This is a genomic window from Mesorhizobium sp. M0052 (assembly GCF_040323255.1).
In the GTDB taxonomy this organism is placed as follows: domain Bacteria; phylum Pseudomonadota; class Alphaproteobacteria; order Rhizobiales; family Rhizobiaceae; genus Mesorhizobium.
Genome location: NZ_JAMYUS010000005.1, coordinates 292,545 through 315,506 on the forward strand (window position 1 = coordinate 292,545; position 22,962 = coordinate 315,506).

Annotated in this window: 20 protein-coding genes and 1 pseudogene; 6 read left to right on the forward strand and 15 right to left on the reverse strand. The window is 62.0% G+C overall.

What is annotated here, in order from left to right; translation table 11 throughout:
- The first annotated feature begins 140 nt into the window (after window positions 1-140).
- Together NKJ77_RS08960 and NKJ77_RS08965 are read left to right on the forward strand one after the other, a co-directional pair.
- Complete coding sequence (locus tag NKJ77_RS08960) at window positions 141-1,673, forward strand: acyl-CoA carboxylase subunit beta (protein ID WP_023682585.1); 1,533 nt, start codon at window positions 141-143, stop codon at window positions 1,671-1,673.
- Window positions 1,674-1,679: 6 nt separating this feature from the next.
- Entirely contained in the window at window positions 1,680-2,750 is a 1,071-nt protein-coding gene (locus tag NKJ77_RS08965) for a M48 family metallopeptidase (protein WP_352534955.1), read from the forward strand.
- Window positions 2,751-2,775: 25 nt separating this feature from the next.
- Here NKJ77_RS08965 and NKJ77_RS08970 read toward each other — a convergent pair whose 3' ends face one another.
- Both NKJ77_RS08970 and NKJ77_RS08975 read right to left on the reverse strand, forming a co-directional pair.
- Entirely contained in the window at window positions 2,776-4,776 is a 2,001-nt protein-coding gene (locus NKJ77_RS08970) for a hypothetical protein (protein WP_023832212.1), read from the reverse strand.
- Window positions 4,773-6,326, reverse strand: a complete 1,554-nt coding sequence (locus NKJ77_RS08975) for a bifunctional ADP-dependent NAD(P)H-hydrate dehydratase/NAD(P)H-hydrate epimerase (RefSeq protein WP_023832213.1) — start codon at window positions 6,324-6,326, stop codon at window positions 4,773-4,775. Before NKJ77_RS08975 ends, NKJ77_RS08970 begins: the two co-directional genes overlap by 4 nt.
- A gap of 384 nt (window positions 6,327-6,710) precedes the next feature.
- Between NKJ77_RS08975 and NKJ77_RS08980 the strand changes: the two genes are divergently transcribed.
- Both NKJ77_RS08980 and glnA read left to right on the forward strand, forming a co-directional pair.
- Window positions 6,711-7,049, forward strand: a complete 339-nt coding sequence (locus tag NKJ77_RS08980) for a P-II family nitrogen regulator (protein WP_006205430.1) — start codon at window positions 6,711-6,713, stop codon at window positions 7,047-7,049.
- Window positions 7,050-7,107: 58 nt separating this feature from the next.
- A complete protein-coding gene (glnA, locus tag NKJ77_RS08985) occupies window positions 7,108-8,517 on the forward strand; it encodes a type I glutamate--ammonia ligase (protein ID WP_023672775.1) in 1,410 nt (469 codons plus the stop codon).
- Between the two features lie 137 nt (window positions 8,518-8,654).
- Here the strand turns inward: glnA and NKJ77_RS08990 are convergent, their stop codons facing one another.
- Entirely contained in the window at window positions 8,655-9,695 is a 1,041-nt protein-coding gene (locus NKJ77_RS08990; protein WP_023691256.1) for a glutamine synthetase beta-grasp domain-containing protein, read from the reverse strand.
- 316 nt (window positions 9,696-10,011) lie between these two features.
- Between NKJ77_RS08990 and NKJ77_RS08995 the strand changes: the two genes are divergently transcribed.
- Window positions 10,012-10,209 carry a DUF2735 domain-containing protein gene (locus tag NKJ77_RS08995; RefSeq protein WP_023706518.1) on the forward strand — a complete coding sequence of 66 codons (198 nt, stop codon included), beginning with the start codon at window positions 10,012-10,014 and terminating at the stop codon, window positions 10,207-10,209.
- 94 nt (window positions 10,210-10,303) lie between these two features.
- On the opposite strand, the gene NKJ77_RS09000 is transcribed toward NKJ77_RS08995, so the two are convergent.
- The 8 genes and pseudogenes from NKJ77_RS09000 to NKJ77_RS09035 all read right to left on the reverse strand — a co-directional run bounded on the left by NKJ77_RS09000 (window position 10,304) and on the right by NKJ77_RS09035 (window position 19,497).
- Window positions 10,304-12,190, reverse strand: a complete 1,887-nt coding sequence (locus NKJ77_RS09000; RefSeq protein ID WP_023682590.1) for an MFS transporter — start codon at window positions 12,188-12,190, stop codon at window positions 10,304-10,306.
- 177 nt (window positions 12,191-12,367) lie between these two features.
- On the reverse strand, window positions 12,368-13,159 hold the full coding sequence (locus tag NKJ77_RS09005; RefSeq protein ID WP_023738898.1) for an ATP12 family chaperone protein: 792 nt from the start codon (window positions 13,157-13,159) through the stop codon (window positions 12,368-12,370).
- An 11-nt stretch (window positions 13,160-13,170) separates the two neighbouring features.
- Window positions 13,171-14,028: pseudogene (locus NKJ77_RS09010) on the reverse strand (DMT family transporter).
- A gap of 62 nt (window positions 14,029-14,090) precedes the next feature.
- Entirely contained in the window at window positions 14,091-15,071 is a 981-nt protein-coding gene (locus tag NKJ77_RS09015) for an RluA family pseudouridine synthase (protein WP_023672769.1), read from the reverse strand.
- A gap of 133 nt (window positions 15,072-15,204) precedes the next feature.
- Complete coding sequence (gene crcB, locus NKJ77_RS09020; protein WP_023682593.1) at window positions 15,205-15,579, reverse strand: fluoride efflux transporter CrcB; 375 nt, start codon at window positions 15,577-15,579, stop codon at window positions 15,205-15,207.
- 53 nt (window positions 15,580-15,632) lie between these two features.
- Window positions 15,633-16,463, reverse strand: coding sequence for an aspartyl/asparaginyl beta-hydroxylase domain-containing protein (locus tag NKJ77_RS09025; RefSeq protein ID WP_023738900.1), 831 nt, complete (start codon window positions 16,461-16,463; stop codon window positions 15,633-15,635).
- Between the two features lie 182 nt (window positions 16,464-16,645).
- The gene (locus tag NKJ77_RS09030) at window positions 16,646-17,956 is read right to left on the reverse strand and encodes a replication-associated recombination protein A (protein ID WP_023682595.1); all 1,311 of its coding nucleotides are present in this window, start codon (window positions 17,954-17,956) and stop codon (window positions 16,646-16,648) included.
- A gap of 47 nt (window positions 17,957-18,003) precedes the next feature.
- The gene (locus NKJ77_RS09035) at window positions 18,004-19,497 is read right to left on the reverse strand and encodes a DegQ family serine endoprotease (protein ID WP_023682596.1); all 1,494 of its coding nucleotides are present in this window, start codon (window positions 19,495-19,497) and stop codon (window positions 18,004-18,006) included.
- A 140-nt stretch (window positions 19,498-19,637) separates the two neighbouring features.
- Between NKJ77_RS09035 and NKJ77_RS09040 the strand changes: the two genes are divergently transcribed.
- Complete coding sequence (locus NKJ77_RS09040) at window positions 19,638-20,264, forward strand: hypothetical protein (protein ID WP_023832214.1); 627 nt, start codon at window positions 19,638-19,640, stop codon at window positions 20,262-20,264.
- A gap of 82 nt (window positions 20,265-20,346) precedes the next feature.
- On the opposite strand, the gene rplQ is transcribed toward NKJ77_RS09040, so the two are convergent.
- The 4 genes from rplQ to rpsM all read right to left on the reverse strand — a co-directional run bounded on the left by rplQ (window position 20,347) and on the right by rpsM (window position 22,877).
- Window positions 20,347-20,778 (reverse strand): 50S ribosomal protein L17, encoded by a 432-nt coding sequence (rplQ, locus tag NKJ77_RS09045; RefSeq protein ID WP_023682598.1) that lies wholly within the window; start codon window positions 20,776-20,778, stop codon window positions 20,347-20,349.
- 101 nt (window positions 20,779-20,879) lie between these two features.
- Window positions 20,880-21,890, reverse strand: a complete 1,011-nt coding sequence (locus NKJ77_RS09050; protein WP_023682599.1) for a DNA-directed RNA polymerase subunit alpha — start codon at window positions 21,888-21,890, stop codon at window positions 20,880-20,882.
- Between the two features lie 102 nt (window positions 21,891-21,992).
- Window positions 21,993-22,382: a 30S ribosomal protein S11 gene (rpsK, locus tag NKJ77_RS09055; protein ID WP_006205444.1), complete on the reverse strand. Its 390-nt coding sequence runs from the start codon at window positions 22,380-22,382 to the stop codon at window positions 21,993-21,995.
- A gap of 126 nt (window positions 22,383-22,508) precedes the next feature.
- The gene (gene rpsM / locus NKJ77_RS09060; RefSeq protein ID WP_006205445.1) at window positions 22,509-22,877 is read right to left on the reverse strand and encodes a 30S ribosomal protein S13; all 369 of its coding nucleotides are present in this window, start codon (window positions 22,875-22,877) and stop codon (window positions 22,509-22,511) included.
- Between the last annotated feature and the right edge of the window lie 85 nt (window positions 22,878-22,962).

Here is a 22,962-nt window from a genome sequence, read left to right on the forward strand (position 1 = left end):
GGCTGCATATGGCTGAGTTCGCCCCGGAATGCAAGGGGCGACATGTTGCAGCGCAGCAAAATCGACTGCGAAAGCGGCGCTTGCGCACGCCCGCAGCCATCATTACCACAAAGGCAGCTGCCATTTCTGGGGACCGAGCGATGAAGGACGTGCTGAAGGAACTCGAGCGCCGCCGCGAGATCGCCCGCATGGGCGGCGGCCAGGCCCGCATCGACGCCCAGCACAAGAAGGGCAAGCTCACCGCGCGCGAGCGCATCGATGTCTTTCTCGACGAAGGCTCGTTCGAGGAGTTCGACATGTATGTCGAGCATCGCTCGACCGACTTCGGCATGGAGAAAACCAAGATCGCCGGCGATGGTGTCGTCACCGGCTGGGGCACCGTCAATGGCCGTCCGGTCTATCTGTTCGCCAAGGACTTTACCGTCTTCGGCGGCTCGCTGTCGGAGGCTCACGCCGAAAAGGTCATCAAGGTGCAGGAGATGGCGCTACGCAACCGCGCGCCGATCATCGGCATCTACGACGCCGGCGGCGCCCGCATCCAGGAAGGCGTGGCGGCGCTAGGCGGCTATGCCGAGATTTTTCAGCGCAACGTGCTCGCATCCGGCGTCATTCCTCAGATTTCCGTGATCATGGGCCCGTGCGCCGGCGGCGACGTCTATTCGCCGGCCATGACCGACTTCATCTTCATGGTCCGCGACACCTCTTACATGTTCGTCACCGGGCCGGATGTGGTCAAAACGGTCACCAACGAGACGGTGACGGCCGAGAGCCTTGGCGGCGCGTCCGTCCACACGACCAAATCGTCGATTGCCGACGGCGCCTACGACAATGACGTCGAGGCGCTGTTGCAGATGCGCCGGCTGGTAGACCTTTTGCCCGCGTCAAATACGTCGGAGCTTCCTGAGATCGAGTGCTACCAGTCGGTCACCGACCATGATCTGTCGCTCGACCGGCTGATCCCAGACAACGCCAACAAGCCTTACGACATCAAGGAGCTGATCCTCAAAGTTGCCGATGAAGGCGATTTCTTCGAGATCCAGCAGAACTTTGCCAAGAACATCGTCACCGGTTTCGGCCGCGTCGAAGGCCGCACCGTCGGCTTCGTCGCCAACCAGCCGATGGTGCTGGCCGGCGTGCTCGATTCCGACGCAAGCCGCAAGGCGGCGCGCTTCGTGCGCTTCTGCGACTGTTTTTCCATTCCCATCGTCACCTTCGTCGACGTACCCGGCTTCCTGCCCGGCACCGCGCAGGAATATGGCGGCCTGATCAAGCATGGCGCGAAACTCCTGTTTGCCTACGCCGAGGCGACCGTGCCGAAAATCACGGTCATCACCCGCAAAGCCTATGGCGGCGCCTATGACGTGATGGCCTCAAAGCACCTGCGCGGCGATATGAACTATGCCTGGCCGACGGCGCAGATCGCGGTGATGGGGGCGAGAGGCGCGGTCGAGATCATCTACCGCAAGGATATTGGCGACGCCGAAAAGATCGCAGCTCACACAAAGGCTTACGAGGACCGTTTCCTGTCGCCCTTCGTCGCCGCCGAACGCGGCTATGTCGACGAGGTGATCATGCCGCATTCGACCCGCCGCCGCATTGCCCGGGCACTGCGCATGCTGCGCAACAAGGACATGCAGAACCCTTGGAAGAAGCACGACAACATCCCGTTGTAACATCCAATGTCGCGACTGATCATCAGCGCCGGTCGGCGGTTTGGCAGGTTCACGGTCCTGTTTTTCGTTGTTCCCGCTCTCATCGTCTTCTGCGTCTGGATGTCCCTGCTCGACAACCAACCAATCTGGTTTATGGCCAGCGGCTTCGTCGTCATGCCGATCGCCACCACGGCCTTGGCATTTCTGTTCGGCACATTGTTTGCGGGCTTCCGACGCAGCAAGATCAAAGGCGTCAGTGAAGCAGAAGCGCCCGGCCTGTGGGCGCTGTGGCGGAGCGTCGCCGGACCGCGCCGTGCTGCGCGCACGGTTGTCATACTAGAGGGCAACCTGAACGCCAGCGTGCGCGAAGAGCGCACGCTTCTCGGCCTTCTCGGCAATCGGCTGTTTCTAACCATTGGCATCCCTCTCCTCGCAGTGACCGATGAAAGAGCGCTTGCCGCGATCCTTGCCCATGAGGACGCGCATGTGCGCAACAAGGATACCAATGGCAGCCTCAATCTCGCTGAGTTCGAAAACGGTTTCGGATTTGTCTTCGAGTATGCCCCGCCCGGAACCACGATCACAGGCAGCCTGCTCCACGCCGCTATCGGCTGGCTGGCGCAATCGTTCGAGCGGGAAGAAATCCGGCTTTCGCGCGAAGCGGAGATCAAGGCAGATCGACACGCGGCATCCTCCGGCGACGCCGAGCACGCCGCACGCGCGCTGTTGCTTCTTGCCACGGCAGACGTGCATTTCACGGAGACGGTCTATGACCCTTTGCGGCATGAATTGCGAGGTGCTTTGCGTCCGCCGCGAGCGCCGCTCGAGCGCGTGCTGGAAGCTGCCGGCCAGCTGCGAGAACCCATTTGCCTCAATGTTTGCGCCCGCAAGGCGTGGGCAAGCCCGGATGACGCAAAGTCTACCCATCCATCATGGGCTCAACGGCTGGCGGCGCTTGGCTACACGGAGCCGCCCGACCTGGACCCGATCGCCGTGACCGCGCTCTCGACGCTGCTGAACTCGAGCGTAGCACAGCGGCATATTGCGGAATTCGACACCAAATGGACTGCGCGGATGGAAGACTATCTCCAGCGCTGAACTGGTGGTCGCCCAACTCGCAGGCTCACTCCTCTTCCGCCGCGCCGAACCCCGCATCCCTGGGGGCGCTGGTCGCGGTCGCCCAAGGCGTTGCGTGGTTGTCGATGCGCATCTGGAAGATGAAATAGGTCGGCGAGCAGTAGCCGATGCCTTTTACCTTGTCGGCGCCCGGCGTGTCCGGCGGCAGCGACTGGCACATATAATCCTCGCGGCAGAAATGATCGGCCGAACATGCGGGACGGTTGCCGCGGTTGACCGCGCCGCCGAGGCACTGGTCGAAATTGTTGGTGGCGACGCAGGTGTCGAATTTCTTGCCGCCGACCATGCCGCAAATTTCCGATGGCATCGGCTTGCCCGTCTTGAAGGCGGCGAAGCTGCGGTCCTTGTCGTCGCAGGCGCGATAAGCGATGCCTGCCGGTACGCCGATTTTCGGTGGCCGGCAGGTGTAGGCGGTCCGCGAAAGGGTCGGCGCAAAAGCGGCGAACTGGCCGGTGATCTTGTAGCGGTCGTTGAACGGCTGAGACGGGTTGCTGGAGATCGACCCGGTCAGGCAGGGATGGCCCGAAAACATCTTTGGACTGTCCGTGGGCAACAGACATTGCGCCAGCGCGGTATGCACGCCTGAGGCCGTCGCGAGCGGCGTGCAGACGGTGCCGCCACCGCATTGCCAGGTCGCGCCGAAGCGTTTTGCATCATCCGGCATCAGGCACGGCATCGCGATCTCGGCCGGGGCGTAGTCGACATCGCCGGCATCGGTCCATGTCGCCGGCGGCGCGAAGGACAGCGGCCGGTAGCGGTTCGGCTCCTTGCCTTCTTCCGTCGCGCGCAGCCAGGCCTCACGTCGCGCAATCTCGGCATGGAGATGCGGCGAGATGCCGACCTCGATCCGGTTGAGAGGCGACGTCGTTTTGTCGTCGAGGCCGATGAAGTGAAAGCCGGCCGTCGAGCCCGCCTGGTGGCACCCCTGGCAGGCGCCATTGTCCAGCCGCTCGACCAGCGCCTCCGGTGTCCGCACCAGCTTTAGCGCCGCATAGTCCAAGCCGGCGAAATCCGCTGGCTGGAACAGCGGCGTGAACGGATGGTTGGCCCGTCTCGCGCTGCCGAAGGTCGACCACGAGATGATTTTCTTGGCCAGGAATTCGTCGGGGATTTCGTAGACGCCGAGATCGACGGCCGCGACATTGGCGCTGACGTAGTCGGCGAGCCCTTTCTTCAGTGCGGCATCATCCGAGAGCCGCGCAACGTCAGGCGTATTCTCCAGCGGCTTCTCGCTGATGGCAGCGCCATCGATGCCGAAGATCCGCATCAGATAGGCCGCCTGCCCGCCGAATTCGGTCTCCTGGCCCGAGGGAAAGCGCACCACCTGCGCGTTGAGTTCAAGCTGCTTGAACGTCAGTTCCTCCGGTGCCAGCGAACCGCCGGCCAGCCAGCCGGCATCGACGTTTTCGTCGATCTGCGGTGTCCAGCGCCCGGCAACGCCGACGCAGCCGCCATCGGCATCCGGCGCCACGCTGTAGACGGCGTTGAAATTGAATGGCAGCCGCGATGCCAGAACCTTGCCGTTCTTGCGGAAACTGTAGGCCAGGCGATAGATGAAGCGCACCTCGCCACAGCTCTTGTCGCCAGCCAAAACATTGAAATCGCGCCGGTCGAGCCGGTTGACGACGCCGACCAGGCGGAAGCGCGCGGCCTCGGTCTTCAGCCAGCGCATATCCATGATGCGGCCGACATTGCCGTCGGTCACCTCGTAGAGCGTGCGCCCGCCGGCCTTTATCTCGGCCCGCAGCGCGGCAATATCGGCCGCAACCATGTCGACAACAGCACGATAGGCCGGCGCCTCACTGTAGAGCGTCTTCAGATCGTCCGCGCCGTCGACGGCGAAAATGCGGGCGAAGCCAAAACCCTTGGCATCGAGGGCGGCGAGCACCGCCGGATCGTCGACGATGGTCACGGGCTCTTGAGCACGCACGCCATGTGACGCGAACAGCGCGATGATGGCTGCAATGGCGAGCGCGAAATGCTTCATCTGATCGCCACCTTCTGCCGTGCATCGACCAGTTCACGCAGCACCGGCACCAGTGCCAGCGGGAGATCCTCGGCGATCAGACCCGGTCCGAAGCGGCTGCCGGCCTCGGCGTGTATCCAGACCGCTGCGCAGGCGGCCTCGAATGCCTGCATGCCCTGCGCCAGCAGCGCGGCGACAATGCCCGCCAGCACGTCGCCGGAACCAGCGGTGGCGAGCCATGGTGCACCATTGGCGTTGATCACCGCGCGGCCGTCCGGCGCCGCGATGACGGTGTCGGCGCCCTTGTAGACCATGATGGCGTTGGCTCGTTCAGCGGCTGCGCGCGCCTTGGCGAGTTTCGACTGCTTCTTGTCCTTCGCGATGTCGGGAAAAAGTCTGGCGAATTCGCCTTCATGCGGCGTCAGCACCAATACCGGCCCCAACGGGAGCAGCGCGGCGTCGAACAGGGCCTGAGGCTGATGCGCCAATGACGTGATGGCGTCAGCATCCAAGACAATGGCAGGGCGCTGAATTCCGAATGAACTCGTCGACGTGCGGTTTAGGTCAGCGACCGTCGCGATCAATTGCAACGCGAAATCCCCCACTTTGGGTTTCGGCCCGAGCCCTGGTCCGAACACAAGTACTTCGGGGTGCCTCGCCGACAAAAATTCCTGCACTTCCTCCATCGAACCGGCCTCGCGCAGCATGATCGATGTCAGATGCGCGGCGTTTACCTGCATGGCATTTTCAGGCGAGAGCACGGTCACCGCCCCTGCCCCGGCTCTGGCTGCAGCCATCGCCGACAGCCGCGCCGCACCTGTCGCGCTCGGCCCGCCGGAAAAGACGCTGACGTGGCCGCGCTTATACTTATGTGTATCGGCCGCCGTTTTCGGAAAACTGTATAGCCAGAAGTCAGGCGTGTTCTCGAACGTCTTGATCTTGAACTCATCGACGATCGCATCCGGAATGCCGATATCGGCGATGATGATCTCGCCGCAGAGGCTGCGCCCCGGCATCAGCAGATGGCCGGGCTTTTTCCGCACGAACGTCACCGTCACGTCGGCCTTGAAATAAGCGTTGCTCAAGCCGGTCTCGCCCGACACACCAGAAGGCAGATCGATTGACACCACAGGCACGCGCTCCGCCGCGGCCAATCCTGAGACGGCAGAGGCATGCAGGGATATCTTCTTCGACAATCCCGCACCATAGAGCGCGTCCACGACGACTTCACCCGGTTCCGGGTAGCAGTGTCCGATGTGCTCGACCGGCAGATTGCAGGCCTCGGAAGCTCGCGCCGCATCACTCCCGGGCTTCTGCTTGCCTTCGGCCCAGAGCGCCACATTCACACCAGCCTCGGCCAGCAACCGCGCTACAACATAGCCGTCGCCACCATTATTGCCGGGGCCGCACAGCACGTGCACGCGGCTTGCTGCGGGATAGCGTGCCAGGACCACAGCAGCGACCGCTTCGCCGGCGCGCTGCATCAGGCCATAGCCGTCGAGCGGACCGGCCGCGATCGCCAGCCGGTCGGTCTCGCCCATCTCGGCCGGCGACAGGACTTCATTGCTCATGGATTGCCGATCCGCATTTCGTTCAAGGCCGACCCCTTTGTCCCTATCGAGCATTGTCCAGTTTCGGATTCGAAGCAAACGGCCAGGTGCTGCGTTGGCGTGCGGCCAATCCTTTCGCAGACTGGTGCCACGGATCCGCGCGGGCCTGCAAAATGCGCAATCTGCCTAATTATCGTGCAGACGCCCGAAGCGGCAATGTGTAGGCTTCGGGCAGCTTTGCCGCAGCCGAAGCAGAGGATGACGCGAATGTGCATCCCGGCGCGGCGCGGCATTGGAATTGCGCGAAACCGCTTCGCGTGGGCTGAAATTGGCACAGTTCGTGCTTGATGGAGGCGCAAGCGGGGCGCACAACCCGTTTTTTTGGCAGTGGAGGCCACTTTCTACATGAAAAAGATCGAAGCGATCATCAAGCCGTTCAAGCTAGACGAAGTGAAGGAAGCGCTTCAGGAGGCCGGTCTGCAAGGCATTACCGTGACCGAGGCCAAGGGCTTTGGCCGCCAGAAAGGCCATACCGAACTCTATCGCGGCGCCGAATATGTCGTCGACTTCCTGCCCAAGGTGAAGATCGAAGTCGTGCTGGGCGACGACGCCGTCGAAGGCGCCATCGAAGCCATCCGCAAGGCGGCGCAGACCGGCCGCATCGGCGACGGCAAGATCTTCGTCTCCAACATCGAGGAGGTCGTTCGCATCCGTACCGGCGAAACGGGGATGGACGCCGTCTGAGCTTTCTGATTTCAGATTAACGTCTCCTCGAAACGTCATCACACAGGGAAGAAACGACATGACGACAGCCAAAGACATCATGAAGCAGATCAAGGACAACGACGTGAAATTCGTCGACCTGCGCTTCACCGATCCGAAGGGCAAGCTGCAGCACGTGACGATGGATGTCATCGAGGTCGAGGAAGACATGTTCGCCGACGGCGTCATGTTCGACGGCTCCTCGATCGCCGGCTGGAAGGCGATCAACGAGTCCGACATGGTGCTGATGCCCGATGCGGACACCGTCCACATGGATCCGTTCTTCGCCCAGTCGACCATGGTCATCCTGTGCGACATTCTCGATCCGGTCTCCGGCGAATCCTACAACCGCGATCCGCGCGGCACTGCAAAGAAGGCCGAGGCCTACATGAAGGCCGAAGGCATCGGCGACACCATCTATGTCGGCCCCGAAGCCGAGTTCTTCGTCTTCGACGACGTCAAGTACAAGGCCGATCCCTACAACACCGGCTTCAAGCTGGACTCGACCGAACTGCCGTCCAACGACGACACCGATTACGAGACCGGCAATCTCGGCCACCGCCCGCGCGTCAAGGGCGGCTACTTCCCTGTGCCGCCGATCGACAGCGCGCAGGACATGCGCTCCGAAATGCTGACCGTGCTCGCCGAAATGGGCGTGCGCGTCGAAAAGCACCATCACGAGGTTGCCGCTGCCCAGCACGAGCTCGGCATCAAGTTCGACACGCTGGTCCGCAACGCCGACAAGATGCTGATCTACAAATATGTCGTGCACCAGGTCGCCAACGCCTATGGCAAGACGGCCACCTTCATGCCGAAGCCGATTTTCGGCGACAACGGCTCGGGCATGCACGTCCACCAGTCGATCTGGAAGAACGGCAAGCCGACCTTCGCCGGCAATGAATATGCCGGCCTGTCGGAGTCGTGCCTGTTCTACATCGGCGGCATCATCAAGCACGCGAAGGCGATCAACGCCTTCACCAACCCGCTGACCAACTCCTACAAGCGCCTTGTGCCTGGCTATGAAGCACCGGTTCTGCTCGCCTACTCCGCGCGCAACCGTTCGGCCTCCTGCCGCATTCCGTTCGGCTCGTCGCCGAAAGCCAAGCGCGTCGAGGTCCGCTTCCCCGATCCGGGCGCGAACCCCTACCTCGCTTTCGCCGCCATGCTGATGGCCGGCCTCGACGGCATCAAGAACAAGATCCACCCGGGACAGCCGATGGACAAGGATCTTTACGACCTGCCGCCGAAGGAACTGAAGAAGATCCCGACCGTCTGCGGTTCGCTGCGCGAAGCGCTGCAAAGCTTGGACAAGGACCGCGGCTTCCTGAAAGCCGGCGGCGTCTTCGACGACGACCAGATCGACTCTTACATCGAGCTCAAGATGGCCGAAGTGATGCGCTTCGAAATGACCCCGCATCCGGTCGAATACGACATGTACTATTCGGTCTGAACGATAAGCCTCAGCGACAAGGAAAAACCCCGGCGTCAGTTCAGACGCCGGGGTTTTTGTTTGACCAATAGCAGACCGTAGATGTGGTAGCGGCAGGCTACGGCGCAGGCTTACGAAGCCTGCGCCGCTATAGATGCTTAGGCGGCCGCCGAGACCTGGGCGCTGGTCGAAACCTCCGCGATGGTCTTCAGGATCTGCGAAGCGATCTGGTAGGGGTCGCCCTGCGAATTCGGGCGGCGGTCTTCCAGGTAGCCCTTGTAGTCATTGTTGACGAAGGAATGCGGCACGCGGATCGAGGCGCCGCGGTCGGCGATGCCGTAGCTGAAGCGGTTCCACGGCGCGGTCTCATGCTTGCCGGTCAGGCGCTTGTCATTGTCCGGGCCGTAGACGGCGATGTGGTCCATCAGGTTCTTGTCGAATTGAGCCATCAGCGCTTCGAAATAGGCCTTGCCGCCGACTTCGCGCATATAGGCGGTCGAGAAGTTGGCGTGCATGCCCGAGCCGTTCCAGTCGGTGTCGCCAAGCGGCTTGCAGTGATACTCGATGTCGATCTCGTATTTTTCGGTCAGGCGCTGCAAGAGATAACGGGCCATCCACATCTGGTCGGCGGCCTTCTTGGAGCCCTTGCCGAAAATCTGGAATTCCCACTGGCCCTTGGCCACTTCGGCGTTGATGCCTTCATGGTTGATGCCTGCTGCGAGGCAAAGGTCGAGATGCTCCTCGACGATCTGGCGCGCGATCGGGCCGACATTCGAATAGCCGACGCCGGTGTAGTACGGGCCCTGCGGCGCCGGATAGCCGCTCTCGGGGAAGCCGAGCGGACGGCCGTCCTTGTAGAAGAAATACTCCTGCTCGAAGCCGAACCAGGCGCCCTCGTCGTCGAGGATGGTGGCGCGCTTGTTGGACACATGCGGCGTCACGCCATCTGGCATCATCACTTCGCACATCACCAGCACGCCATTGCTGCGGGCCGGGTCCGGGAATACGGCGACCGGCTTCAGCACGCAGTCGGAGCTGTGGCCTTCGGCCTGCTGCGTCGAAGAACCGTCGAAGCCCCACAGCGGCAGCTGCTCGAGCGTCGGGAACTCGGCGAACTCCTTGATCTGGGTCTTGCCGCGAAGATTGGGGACCGGCGTGTAACCATCGAGCCAGATATACTCGAGCTTGTATTTCGTCATTCTAGAGCCTCTCGTTGCTTGATCACCGAACCTGGATGACGCCGGCGCGCCGAGCCATCCAGCAGCCCAGCTGCCGGTCGATAAAATGCAAATCGTGTGCCACTTCAGTTGGTCAGGGTGCGGCAAAAATGCCCTTTCATCCCGCCGGTGATGGCAAGCCGCCTAAGCAATGCGCCCGGATCAATCAAAGGCAGAATTTGCTTAAATAACAGGCAAATGCCGATCTTTCTTTAGGCATCTTGCCTAAAAGGATTGCAGGACCTACCTTGATGGAAAGATGAATCGAAGAGCCTCTCCAGAAGAAAGGAGACCGACCATGGAAATCACCTCAGCCCGTCCGTCGGCCAAAATCCTGATGTTCCCGGTGGCAGCGCGTGCGGGTGCCTCAAATTTAGGCGTAAAGGCCAAGTTTGCGGCAGAGCTTGCTTCGCTGCGCGATCACCCGCTTGCCCATGGCGGGGCCTGGTATCATGAGGCCGCCATTGCGGAGGCCGAACAGCCTCGCAAGAGCTAGGCGTCTTCCGCGCTGATAGATCGAACAGGCCCACAAATCAAAAACCCGGCGCGATCGCTCGCGCCGGGTTTTTTGTTTGATACAGAGCCGTCGGCTACTGCTTGGTATGCAGGTCGGTGCCGAGCGTATCCCTGACGAAGATCATGCCGATGATCAGCGTCACCGCCGCGATCACCACCGGATACCAAAGGCCGTAATAGATATCGCCCTTGTAGGCGCTGAACGCGAACACGATCGCGGGCAGCAGGCCGCCGAACCAGCCATTGCCGATGTGATAGGGCAGTGACATGCCGCTGTAGCGGATGCGTGTCGGGAACATCTCGACCAGGATCGCCGCGATCGGCCCGTAGACCATGGTCACGTAGAGGACCAGGATGAACAGGATGCCGATGACCTTTGCCCAGTTGACCTGTGCGGGGTCGGCAAACATCGCGAACGCGCCCGCTGCCGGAACGCTGTACACGGTCACCTCGGTGGCGCCCGCGGCCTCATCCTTGGTCAGCACCTTGTCCTTGATGGCCTGTTCGGTCGGGACCGCGGTCTTTTCGCCGGCGCGGATGGCTGCCGCATCGAGCTTCAGTTCAGGATTGGCCGCGACAAAGGCGTCGAGCTTCTGGTCGGCAACCTTGGCGGCAGCGCGCTTCAACGGGTAACCGCCACCCTGAAGCGCGAGGTTGATACCCTTCTTGAAGGCAGCGTCGCTTGCAGCCTTCTTGTCGCCCGCGGCCTTGGCATCATAAGACGCCACAGTTTCGCTGCCGATCATGACACTCGCCGGGGTCCCCGCCGCCGCGGTAGAGACGATGTCGTAAGGCACCGAGTTCTTGGCAAGGAAGTCGGTCGCGATATCGCACGAACTGACCGGTACGCGCGTGCCGGTCGGGTTGAACTGGAAGTTGCAGTCTCCCGGAGCCGCCGTCACCGTGGCGCGCGTGTTCTGCTGTGCGGTGGCGAGCGCCGGATTGGCGGCCCAGGTCAACGCCTTGAACAGCGGGAAGGTGGTGACGACTGCCAGCGCAAGGCCGGCCATGATGATCGGCTTGCGGCCGATCTTGTCGGACAGCCAGCCGAAGAAGACGAAGAAGCCCGTGCCGAGTGCCAGCGCAATGGCGATCATGATGTTGACCGACTGCGCGTCGACCTTGAGCACATTGGCCAGGAAGAACAGTGCATAGAACTGGCCATTGTACCATACCACGGCCTGACCGGCGGTGAGGCCGAACAGCGCCAGGATGGCGATCTTGGCGTTTTTCCACTGGCCGAAGGCTTCCGACAGCGGCGCCTTGGAACTCTTGCCCTCTTCCTTCATGCGCAGGAAGGTCGGCGATTCCGAAAGCGACAGCCGGATCCAGACCGAAATGCCGAGCAGGATAGCCGAGACCAGGAACGGAATGCGCCATCCCCAGGCGTTGAAGGCGTCCTTGCTTACGGAATTCTGCACCAGCAGGATGACAATCAGCGACAGGAAAAGGCCGAGCGTCGCCGTCGTCTGGATCCATGAGGTGTAGAAGCCGCGACGGTCGTCCGGCGCATGTTCCGCGACATAGGTCGCGGCGCCGCCGTACTCGCCGCCAAGCGCCAGGCCCTGCAGCATGCGCAGCGCGATCAACAGGATCGGCGCCAGAATGCCCAGTGTCTCTGAACCCGGAAGCAGGCCGACAAGGAAAGTCGACAGACCCATGATCATGATGGTGACAAGGAATGTGTATTTGCGGCCGACGAGATCGCCGATGCGGCCGAACACCAGCGCGCCGAACGGGCGCACGATGAAGCCGGCGGCGAAGACCAGCAGCGTGAAGATGTAGCGGGTGCTTTCGGGAAACGAGTTGAAGAAGGTCAAGCCGATCGCGCCGGCCAACGCTCCGTAGAGATAGAAATCATACCATTCGAAAACCGCGCCCAGCGAGGAGGCGAAGATGACCTTCTTCTCCTCTCGTGTCATGCCGCGGCTGGCTCCGCCGGCGGTCGATGCCAATGCCATTGAACTGTCCTCCCGTGAATCGTCTGCCTTCGACGCTGGGCGTCATCGTCGGCGTTCCCTCTGAACGCGACTCGAACCAGCCATCAGCGTAAAAAATGACAGAAAGCGACCGCCGGAGGCAGACAGACCTTGGATTTATGACTTTGGTATTAGGTGCAGTGCGGCAAAGGCCGAGGATCAGGTCTTCAGCGCATCGAGCAGGCCGACGGCCGCCATCATGTCGCGTTTGCGGGCCGAGCGGCGTGCGACAGCCTCGGCATCCTGGCCCCAATGCTCGATCTGCCAGTCCTCGTCGACATGGCCGGCGGCCCAAGCCGCGTCGCCATCGAGCGCGCCGTAATCGACCGCCAGCGCCAGCAGCGCCGACCCGGTCAGCGAAGTCATGACATGGATTGCGGCCAGCCGCAGCGGCTCGGCACGCTGGGCAAGATGAGCGCCGAGCACTGCGATGCTCTCGCGCGGCTGCTCGACATGGATGATGCCCTCGGCGAGATTGAACCGAGCCCCTAATGTCGCTCTCGCCCAGTCGATCACCGGATCCCAATGCTGGTTCTGCCGCTCGACCAGCCCCTGTGGCGCGTCGGCGCGGTAGCAGGTCAGATCGGACGAGGCGAAGCGCAAGACGTCCTCCAGCACCGCCTGCGGGTCGCTGGCGACGCCGTCGATGGCGGTGTTGACCAGACGCAGCACCGGCATCGTGACCGGGTCGATGGTCTCGCCCTGTGCAGCGAACTCATTGGCGACCAGGGCGGCGGCCTTTTCGGTCGGCAGCGCCAGCAGCGCCTTGCCCGGCGTGCGCACCGGCTTGCCGTCGAGATGGACGGCAAAACCGTCCTCCACAGCTGCGACCGACACGTCCTTGTAGAAGCGCTTCGGCAGGTGCGTCTTCATCTGGATCTGCGCGCGGCGGACCGGATCCGGATCGGACAGATGCTTTCCCGCTTCGAGGTCGTTGAGGATGTCACGCATGGTCGAACTTTCTATCCAGGTACCTGCTTGCGCGCCGGCCGGTTGACGATGATCAGGCCGACTGCGATCAGCCCAAGCGCCACAAAGATCCTGGTCGTTGGCGCCTCGCCAAGAATGATAGCGCCGCAGAGGACGCCGAACACCGGCGACAGGAAGGCGAAGCTCGACAGGCCCGATGCCGGATAGCGCCTGAGCAGCCAGAACCACAGCACATAGGTGAAGGCAACTATATAGAGCGACTGGAACAGCAGCGCCAATGTCGGCAAGGCACTGACCGCGCGGATCGGCGGGCCGGCGAAAGGCAGAACCAGGACACCGACAATGGCCGCACCGGCCAGCTGATAAAGCAGCAATTTCTCGGCACTGGTCTCGACCAGTTTCGAACGCTTGATGACGATACTGGTCGCCGCCCACAGAATACCGGAGCCGAGGCTGAGCAGATCGCCCATCAAGGTCACGTCGGTGCCGCCGGCAATCCCGTCTGAAAACACCGCCACCAGGCCGCAGAAGGCGAGAACGAGCCCGCCAAGCTTGCGCGCGTTGATACGCTCACCGAGCAGGAAATGGCCGCCGATCAGGACCCAGAACGGCATGGTGTTGACCAGCAGTGTGTTGCGGGCAACGGTCGTGTATTCCAGCCCGATATAGAGGCACAGGAACTCGACGCCGAACAGCACGCCGACGATGATGCCGGCGACAAGCGACCCGTCGGCCTTAAACAGCCTGATGCCGCGCAGCCAGCACCAGCCGAGCACACAGAGCCCGCCAATGATCGAACGTGCGATCGAGACGAAAACCGGATCGAAGCCGGCATAGGAGATCTTGGCGGCGACTTAGTTCAGCCCCCAGGAAAAGGTCAACCCGACCATGATGGAAGCAGCCGCCAGATCGACCGCATCGCGGCGATCCAATACCGAGGCAACGGCCAATGTCAGTCCTCCGCGCTGGCGTCGTCGAAGCCGATCAGGTTCCAGCTCTGGCGCATATGCGGCGGCATCGGCGCGGTGACGTCGATGACGCCCTTGTCCGGGTGCGGAATGACGATGCGGCGCGCATGCAGATGCAGGCGGTTCTGAATGCCGCCCGGAAAGTCCCAGTTGGTGTCGGCCTCGAAATATTTGGGGTCGCCGAGGATCGGGCAGCCGATATAGGCGGCATGAACGCGCAGCTGGTGGGTGCGGCCAGTGTACGGCTCCATTTCCAGCCAGGTCATCGTCTGAGCCGCCTGCTCGATGATGCGATAGTAGGACACGGCGTGGTCGGCGCCCTTTTCGCCATGGGCTGCCACGCGCACGCGGTCGCCGTCCTCGGTCGGCTCCTTGATCAGCCAGGTCGAGATCTTGTCCTCACGCTTGGGCGGGACGCCCTTGACCAGCGCCCAATAGGTCTTCTTGGTCTCGCGCGCCCGGAATGACTCGGAAAGCTTCATCGCCGCAAGCCTGGTGCGGGCAACCACCAACACGCCCGACGTGTCGCGGTCGAGCCGGTGCACCAGGCGCGGCTTCTCGCCCTTCTGGCTGCGCCAGGCCTCCAGCATGTCGTCGACATTGCGGGTGACGCCCGAGCCGCCTTGCACCGCCAGGCCGGCCGGCTTGTTGAAGACGAAGACTTTTGGATCTTCGTGGATCAGCATCTTGGCCAGCACATCGGCGTCGCCCTGGTTGCGGATCGAGTAACCCGTAAGCGCACTCTCGCCCTTCTTGTCGACCTCGAGCGGCGGCACACGCACCACCTGGCCGGGCTCGACACGGCTGTCGGCCTTGACCCGGCCGCCATCGACGCGGATCTGGCCCGAGCGCAGCAACTTCTGCAGATGGCCAAAGCCGAGGCCGGGGAAATGGGTCTTGAACCAGCGATCGAGCCGCATGCCCGCCTCGCCGGCCTCCACCGTGATCTGTTCTACGCCTGCCATGATTTTCGCTTTATCCGTTTCTAACGCGTGACCCCGAAAATCTACTCCGGCTTTCGGAAAGGATCATGCGCAAGATCAAAGTTTCTGCAGCGCGTCCAGAGGATGCGGCGTGCTCCAGGTCGGGGCAATAACACTATGAAACGGTTCTTGCGAGCCAAAGTCCCAGAAACAGGGCGATAATGGCGCCAACGACGCTGGCAAGCGCATATCCCAACGCCGTCAGCGTCGCTCCGCGCTCCCACAGGGTCGCGAAATCGAGCGAAAAGGCGGAGAAGGTGGTGAAGCCGCCAAGGATGCCCGTGGCGACGAACAGCCGGAGCTCATTGGAACCGCCGCGCCGCATCAGCGCGGCGACGAACAGCCCCATAACAAAGGAGCCGAGGATGTTGATCGCCATTGTCCCCCAGGGGTAGTTGGGCCCGACGAGGCGCAAGGCGCCGATGTTGGTCAGGTGGCGGATGCCGGCGCCGATGCCGCCGCCGACCACAACAAGAAGCAGATTGAACATGCCCGTTTACTGCCCGGCCAAGGCAGTGCGGTCAATCCCTTCAGGCTAACGCCTCAGGTCGTCTCGACCTTCTTTGCCTTGCTCGAGCCGATCATCTTCCAGTTCTTGTAGAACATGGAATTGATGCGCTCGACGGTGACCGAAACGATGGCCAGAAGTCCGGCGATGAAACCGGGGAACGGCGACGGGCGGATGATGTCCATGAACACGCAGTAGCGGCGCCCATCATACTCGTTGACCGAGCGGTGCAGCAGCGTGTCGTCGAAAATATAGAGCGGGTTGTCGTGCCAGTAATTCCTGGCGCCGTTGCATTCGACGAAAACCTCTGCCTTCACCGGCAAGAGATTGTAGAGGATGCGCAGGCTGAGCCGCAGCGGTCCGAAATGCCAGGAAGTCGATTCCTTGCCTCTGAAGACAGACACGGCAATGGTCTTGATGTATTTGAAATCCTTGTTGAATTCCGCAACATTGTCGATCCGGTGCTTGCCGTACCACTGATAGACATACATGCCGCGACGACCGGTGCCGAAATTGGCGTCGATATCGGCGATGATCTCGTCCTTGCGCGCCTTGAAGACGTCAAGAACCTCGTTGACCTCGCGCTGATAATCGGCAGGAAACTGCTCCAGCTTCCACACACCCGGGTTGCGGTAGCAAACGAGGTCCACCAGCAGATTGAAGGGCGACAGCAGCCAGGTGAAGATGCCATTGCCGAGGAAATAGCCGCGCAACAGCGACAGATCCTTGCTGGCGTTGCGCAGCACATCGATCAGGCCGCAGACGATCCAAATCGTGGTCAGGATCGGAATGAAATAGAAGCCGAGCACGAGCAGCGGGACAGCAATCACAGCCTGGCGAAGCGTTTTGCGAAGGGATTTTGTCATTTCTGTTCGCGCCGCGCGCTGTCCCCGTTCCGAATTATCGCCCGTCCTGGCAGCCTCCCGGCCGAGTCATGCGACGTGATAGGGCTTTTTGTCATGCGGTACAATCACACTGCTGTGACTGGCGGGGACAGAATTTCAGTTCATCGCGGGCAGGCCGAGTTCGTCCCGTTTGTCCCGCGCACCTATTTTTCCCGCTCGCTGCGCAGCTTTGCCCAATAGTCCAGCCGTTTCTTGATATCGCGCTCGAAGCCGCGTTCGGGCGGATCATAAAAGGTCTGCCGGCCCATCTTTTCGGGGAAATAGTCCTGGCCGGAAAAAGCATCGGGCTGGTCGTGATCGTAGCGGTAGCCGGCGCCGTAATCCTCCTCTTTCATCAGCTTGGTCGGCGCGTTGAGGATGTGCTTGGGCGGCAGCAGCGAACCGAACTCCTTCGCCGCCCGCGTGGCTGCCTTGAAGGCGGTATAGACGGCGTTGGATTTGGGCGCGGTGGCGAGATAGACGGTGGCCTCGGCGAAGGCCAGTTCGCCTTCGGGCGAGCCGAGATAGTCGTAGGCGTCCTTGGCGGCGTTGGCGATAACCAGCGCCTGCGGGTCGGCCAGCCCGATATCCTCCATCGCCATGCGCACCAGCCGGCGGCCGAGATAGAGCGGATCCTCGCCGGCGTCGAACATGCGGGCAAGATAATAAAGCGCCGCGTCCGGGTCGGACCCACGCACCGATTTGTGCAGCGCCGAGATCAGATTGTAGTGACCGTCCTGGCCCTTGTCATAGATCGGCGCGCGGCGCTGGACGATGCGCTGCAGCCCTTCGGGATCGAAAACCTCGCCGGGTTTGGCGGCGCGCCAGACTTCCTCGGCCAGCGTCAGCGAGGCCCGGCCGTCGCCATCGCTCATGCGGATGAGCATCGCCCGCGCCTCGTCGTCGAGCGGCAGCGCCCTGCCCTCCGTCTCCTCCGCGCGCGTCATCAGCTTGGCAATGCTGTCCTCGCCCAGCGAGTGAAACACCAGCACCCGCGCGCGCGACAGAAGCGCGGCGTTCAGCTCGAAGGACGGATTTTCGGTCGTGGCGCCAACCAGCACGACGGTGCCGTCCTCCATGACCGGGAGAAACGAATCCTGCTGGGCGCGGTTGAAGCGATGGATCTCGTCGACGAACAGCAGCGTCTGGCGGCCATTGGTGCGACGCAGCTTTGCCGCCTCGAACACTTTCTTCAAATCGGCAACGCCGGAAAACACCGCTGAGATCTGCTCGAAGGCAAGGCTGGTCTCGCCGGCCAGCAGCCGCGCCACCGTGGTCTTGCCGGTGCCGGGTGGCCCCCAGAAAATCATCGAGCCGAGCGAACCGGAGTTGATCAACCGCGTCAGCGCGCCGTCCGGCCCGGTCAAATGCTCCTGGCCGACAACCTCGCCGAGGTTTTTCGGACGCAGCCGATCGGCCAAAGGCCGGCCGGGCGGCGCTCTTTCCGGTTCATCGACGCTGAACAGATCGGCCATCTAGGTCTTCTGGTTGGAGCACGATCCTCAGAAATGGGAAGATCGCCTCAGTAACGCAACACCTGGCGCAGTATCTGCCCGCCGCGCTCGACGGTAAAGCGCCACCAGCGTGTATCCTGCTGGGCAAGCTGCGCCAGTGTCGCCGCCGTATCGACCGTCGTGCCGTTCACCTCGCGCACGATGTCGCCCGGCTGGAAGCCGAAATCGGCGGCCGGCGAATCGCGGTTGATGTCGACCACGGTTACCCCCTTGAGGTCGGTGCGCAGGCCGAGCCGCTGGGCGAGCCTGGGCGACAGTTCCGCGACCTTGGCGCCGGAGAACGGGCTGCGGCCATGCAGGGTCACTTCCGACGCCTTGGCGCCTTCCGGCGCGCGCTCCAGTGCAATCTCCATCGTCGCCTGCTGGCCCTTGCTCAGGATGGCGAAGGTCGCCTTGGTGCCGATCGACAGGGTCGCCATGCGGTAATCCAGCGCCTCGATGCCTTCGACCGTCGTGCCATTGAGCTGCAGCACGACATCGCCGGGCTTCAGCCCTGCCTTGGCCGCCGGTCCGGCTTCCTCAACCGACGACACCAGCGCGCCGGTCGGCTTCTCCATGCCAAGCGATTCAGCGATCTGCGGTGTGACCGCTTCGAACTCGGCGCCTATATAGGGCCGCTCGAAGAAATCGAGCCCGGCCTTGGCCGCGTCGGCGAAGGCGCGCACCATGTTGGCGGGGATGGCAAAGCCGATGCCGATCGAGCCGCCGCTGCGGCTGTAGATGGCGGTGTTGATGCCGACCAGCTGGCCGCCCATGTTGATCAGCGCGCCGCCGGAATTGCCGGGATTGATGGCGGCGTCGGTCTGGATGAAGTAGCCCGAATCCGAAACGCCGATATGGCTGCGGGCAAGCGCCGACACGATGCCGCTGGTGGTGGTCTGGCCGACGCCGAACGGATTGCCGATGGCCAGCACCAGGTCGCCGACCTCGAGCGCGTCGGAATCGCCGATGGCAATCACCGGGAACGGCTTGTCGGAGGTGATCTTGAGCACGGCGAGGTCAAGCGTCTCGTCCTTGAGCATGACCTTCGAGGTGAATTCGCGCCCGTCGGCGGTCGCGACCTTGACCTCGTCAGCATCCTTGATCACGTGGAAATTGGTGACGACGACGCCGCTCGGGTCAACCAGCACACCCGAGCCGAGCGAGGATTGCGCGCGCGGCTGTGCGCGGCCAAAAAATTCCTCGAAGAACGGGTCGCCGTCAAAGGGCGACGTGACCTTGGCCGTCTGTGAGGCATAGACATTGACCACCGCCGGCGCCGTCTGCTTGACCAGCGGCGCGAACGAAAGCTGCACCTCCTCGCGGCCGAACGGCACGCGTTTGTCGGGACCGGAGGTGCCGTTCTCGCCCTCGACGCCATGCAAGAGGTCGGTCAGCACATCGGAGAGCCCCGGATCGGCTGGCTTGGCGGCGTCCTCGGCCAGCGCCTGCCTGACTGTCGGCGCGGCTGCGAACGCCATTATGGCGAAGAGCAGAACAAGAGACAGTCGGTTGGCGCGCATTCGCGAATCCTCCAAGGCAAGTTCGGGGGCATTGTCCCGACGATTGTGCAAAATGAAAGGCTAAGCCGCTGAAATCCGATTATTCTGGGCAGCAAAGCAGCTATAGGTCGACTTGAAACTGAAAACCTTCGTCGGCCCTCATGAAAAAACAACTCCTGTCATTCCGTGACTTTTTGAAGACCGGCACTTTTGGGCCTGTTTTCCCTTCTCTGAAAATGATCGACATCGCCAGTATGCTAGGTCCGCCTGACGGCTGGATCACGGAACATGCAGAGACGATTCCGGTCTATTGGACTTTCGGAAAGCTCGAAATTTCCTTTGATGAAGAAGCACCTCATTGGATGAACTGGTTTCAGATCGAAGAAGCGGGCTATCTCGAAGGTGATTTTGAGGTTCTCACCGATCGCCTTGTGCTCTCATTGGATGGGTTCAGTGGAGAGACGACACCTTCGGAATTCTTGACTGCCGGCCTTTGGGCTCCAGAAGAGGCAGCGGTGTTCTACGCCGCCTTGAGCGACGAAATATTGCTGAACATCTGCGCGGGTCCCGTTCAGATTCATTTCCGAGTCGATACAGACTTCATCGAAGATGGGGACGCCCAAAAATACCTGACCAATTCCACCGTGTCGCGAGTGGTCAGCGATATAGATTCCCGCGCCACCCTCGACAGTATCTATTCCTATCCCCAACCGGCGTTCGAAGAGATTCCCGGCGCCTTCAATTGGAATCTGCTTAGCGGTCGCGACTACCTGATGCTTACTCGCTAAACGTAAGACACGCTAAACGTAGGACGCCGGCAACAAAAAGGGGCCCGAAGGCCCCTTGAAGTCATTCCTGAAAAACCGAGCCTTATGCGGCAGCGGCTTCCTCGTCGGTGCCTTCGGCCTCGATGCGGGCGCGGTCGCCGGCGCCCTTGGCCGAGGTGTCGCGATCGACGAACTCGATGACTGCCATGGCGGCATTGTCGCCGTGGCGGAAGCCGGCCTTCATGATGCGCAGATAGCCGCCATTGCGGGTGGCGTAGCGCGGCGCGATGGTGTCGAACAGACGCTTGACGACGCCTTCATTGCCGATCTGGGCAATGACCTGGCGGCGCGCATGCAGGTCGCCGCGCTTGCCGAGCGTCACCAGCTTCTCGACGATCGGACGCAAATCCTTCGCCTTCGGCAGGGTGGTGACGATCTGCTCATGCTCGAGCAGCGACACGGCGAGGTTGGCGAACATCGACTTGCGATGGCTAATGCTTCGGGCGAAGCGGCGGCCTTTAAAACCGTGGCGCATGGCTCTTTTCCTTCAGTTGCTCAAGAGGCCACGGCCTCTGATGGTTTTCCGCATGACCGTCGGATCGAGCGGCCCACGCCGCCGATCCTTGGACTTCATGCTCAATATTGGTCTTCGTAACGCTTGGCCAGGTCTTCGATGTTTTCCGGCGGCCAGTCCGGCACTTCCATGCCGAGGTGCAGGCCCATCGCCGCGAGCACTTCTTTGATCTCGTTCAGCGACTTGCGGCCGAAGTTCGGGGTGCGCAGCATCTCGGCTTCGGTCTTCTGGATGAGATCGCCGATGTAGACGATGTTGTCGTTCTTCAGGCAGTTGGCCGAACGCACCGAAAGCTCGAGCTCGTCCACCTTCTTGAGCAGCGCCGGGTTGAAGGCGAGCTCGGTGACGGCCTCGGTGGCGACTTCCTTCTGCGGCTCGTCGAAATTGACGAACAGGCCAAGCTGGTCCTGCAGGATGCGGGCAGCGAATGCCACCGCGTCCTCGCCCGAGATCGAACCGTCGGTCTCGATGGTCATGGTCAGCTTGTCATAGTCGAGAACCTGGCCCTCGCGGGTGTTCTCGACCTTGTAGGAGACCTTCTTGACCGGCGAATACAGGCTGTCGACCGGGATCAGGCCGATCGGCGCGTCTTCGGCGCGGTTGCGGTCTGCCGGCACGTAACCCTTGCCGGTGTCGACTGTGAATTCCATACGGATTTCAGCGCCCTCGTCCAGCGTGCAGATGACGTGGTCGGGGTTGAGGATCTCGACGTCGCCAACCGTCTGGATGTCGCCAGCCAGAACCGCACCCGGGCCCTGCTTGCGAACGACCATGCGCTTGGGACCATCGCCTTCCATGCGGATGGCGATTTCCTTGATGTTGAGGACGATGTCGGTCACGTCCTCACGCACGCCGGCAATCGACGAGAATTCATGCAGAACGCCGTCGATCTGCACGGCGGTGACAGCCGCACCGCGCAGCGAAGACAAAAGCACGCGGCGCAGCGCGTTGCCGAGCGTCAGGCCGAAGCCACGCTCGAGCGGCTCGGCGACCAGCGTGGTCAGCGTCTTCTTCTTCGACGAGAACTCGATCTTGTTCGGCTTGATCAGTTCCTGCCAATTTTTCTGGATCATGATGCTTTCCTTCCGTTGACCCGCCACCATCCAATCGTGGCGGGCGACCTGGAGTGCCGTGGAGGAGCGCCTTGAGGCGCTCACGCGGCGTTCGGTAATGTCTTAGACGCGGCGCTTCTTACGCGGGCGGCAGCCATTGTGCGGGATCGGCGTCACATCACGGATCGAAGTGATGGTGAAGCCGGCCGCCTGCAGGGCGCGAAGCGCCGATTCACGACCGGAGCCGGGTCCGCAGACCTCGACTTCGAGCATGCGCATGCCGTGTTCCTGGGCCTTCTTGGCGACGTCTTCGGCAGCCATCTGGGCGGCGAACGGGGTCGACTTGCGCGAACCCTTGAAGCCCTGGGCACCGGCCGACGACCAGGCAATGGAATTGCCCTGCGCGTCGGTGATGGTGATCATCGTGTTGTTGAAGGTCGAATTGACGTGGGCAACGCCCGACGAGATGTTCTTGCGTTCGCGACGGCGAACACGAGCGGCTTCCTTGGCCATGATAGTCCTTTCAGTTGATCTCTACACCGCCGTAATGCCAGCGGCTCCACCTTTGAAAGCGAGTAGTGAATAGGGACTAGCGAATAGGGACCCCTACTCGCTAATGGCTACTCGCTATTCGCTCACTTACTTCTTCTTGCCGGCGATCGACTTGGCCGGGCCCTTGCGGGTGCGTGCATTGGTGTGCGTGCGCTGGCCGCGAACCGGCAGCGAACGGCGGTGACGCAGACCGCGGTAGCAGCCGAGGTCCATGAGACGCTTGATGTTCATCGACACTTCGCGGCGCAGGTCGCCTTCGACCTGGTAGTCGCGGTCGATGGTCTCGCGGATCTGCAGCACTTCCGCGTCGGTCAACTGGTTGACGCGGCGCTCGGCCGGGATGCCGACCTTGTCGACGATCTCCTGGGCGAACTTCTTGCCAATGCCGTGAATGTACTGAAGCGCAATGACGACGCGCTTGTTGGTCGGAATGTTGACGCCGGCTATACGAGCCATATTCTTCTCTTCTCCATGTGGGACCGGCCGGCCTTCAAAACAAGGCATGCGCGGCGCTGTTCAAATTACCCCGCGTCCGGTGGAG

Coding starts and splice junctions, on each gene's coding strand:
- NKJ77_RS09000 (WP_023682590.1), bottom strand. CDS start 12,190: ATGGCATTGGCATCGACCGCCGGCGGAGCCAGCCGCGGCATGACACGA.
- NKJ77_RS08965 (WP_352534955.1), top strand. CDS start 1,680: ATGTCGCGACTGATCATCAGCGCCGGTCGGCGGTTTGGCAGGTTCACG.
- rpsK (WP_006205444.1), bottom strand. CDS start 22,382: ATGGCCAAGGAAGCCGCTCGTGTTCGCCGTCGCGAACGCAAGAACATC.
- NKJ77_RS09015 (WP_023672769.1), bottom strand. CDS start 15,071: ATGGCAGGCGTAGAACAGATCACGGTGGAGGCCGGCGAGGCGGGCATG.
- NKJ77_RS08970 (WP_023832212.1), bottom strand. CDS start 4,776: ATGAAGCATTTCGCGCTCGCCATTGCAGCCATCATCGCGCTGTTCGCG.
- NKJ77_RS09050 (WP_023682599.1), bottom strand. CDS start 21,890: ATGATCCAGAAAAATTGGCAGGAACTGATCAAGCCGAACAAGATCGAG.
- NKJ77_RS08990 (WP_023691256.1), bottom strand. CDS start 9,695: ATGACGAAATACAAGCTCGAGTATATCTGGCTCGATGGTTACACGCCG.
- glnA (WP_023672775.1), top strand. CDS start 7,108: ATGACGACAGCCAAAGACATCATGAAGCAGATCAAGGACAACGACGTG.
- rpsM (WP_006205445.1), bottom strand. CDS start 22,877: ATGGCTCGTATAGCCGGCGTCAACATTCCGACCAACAAGCGCGTCGTC.
- rplQ (WP_023682598.1), bottom strand. CDS start 20,778: ATGCGCCACGGTTTTAAAGGCCGCCGCTTCGCCCGAAGCATTAGCCAT.
- NKJ77_RS08960 (WP_023682585.1), top strand. CDS start 141: ATGAAGGACGTGCTGAAGGAACTCGAGCGCCGCCGCGAGATCGCCCGC.
- NKJ77_RS08980 (WP_006205430.1), top strand. CDS start 6,711: ATGAAAAAGATCGAAGCGATCATCAAGCCGTTCAAGCTAGACGAAGTG.
- crcB (WP_023682593.1), bottom strand. CDS start 15,579: ATGTTCAATCTGCTTCTTGTTGTGGTCGGCGGCGGCATCGGCGCCGGC.
- NKJ77_RS09035 (WP_023682596.1), bottom strand. CDS start 19,497: ATGCGCGCCAACCGACTGTCTCTTGTTCTGCTCTTCGCCATAATGGCG.
- NKJ77_RS09005 (WP_023738898.1), bottom strand. CDS start 13,159: ATGCGTGACATCCTCAACGACCTCGAAGCGGGAAAGCATCTGTCCGAT.
- NKJ77_RS09030 (WP_023682595.1), bottom strand. CDS start 17,956: ATGGCCGATCTGTTCAGCGTCGATGAACCGGAAAGAGCGCCGCCCGGC.
- NKJ77_RS08975 (WP_023832213.1), bottom strand. CDS start 6,326: ATGAGCAATGAAGTCCTGTCGCCGGCCGAGATGGGCGAGACCGACCGG.
- NKJ77_RS09040 (WP_023832214.1), top strand. CDS start 19,638: ATGAAAAAACAACTCCTGTCATTCCGTGACTTTTTGAAGACCGGCACT.
- NKJ77_RS09025 (WP_023738900.1), bottom strand. CDS start 16,463: ATGACAAAATCCCTTCGCAAAACGCTTCGCCAGGCTGTGATTGCTGTC.
- NKJ77_RS08995 (WP_023706518.1), top strand. CDS start 10,012: ATGGAAATCACCTCAGCCCGTCCGTCGGCCAAAATCCTGATGTTCCCG.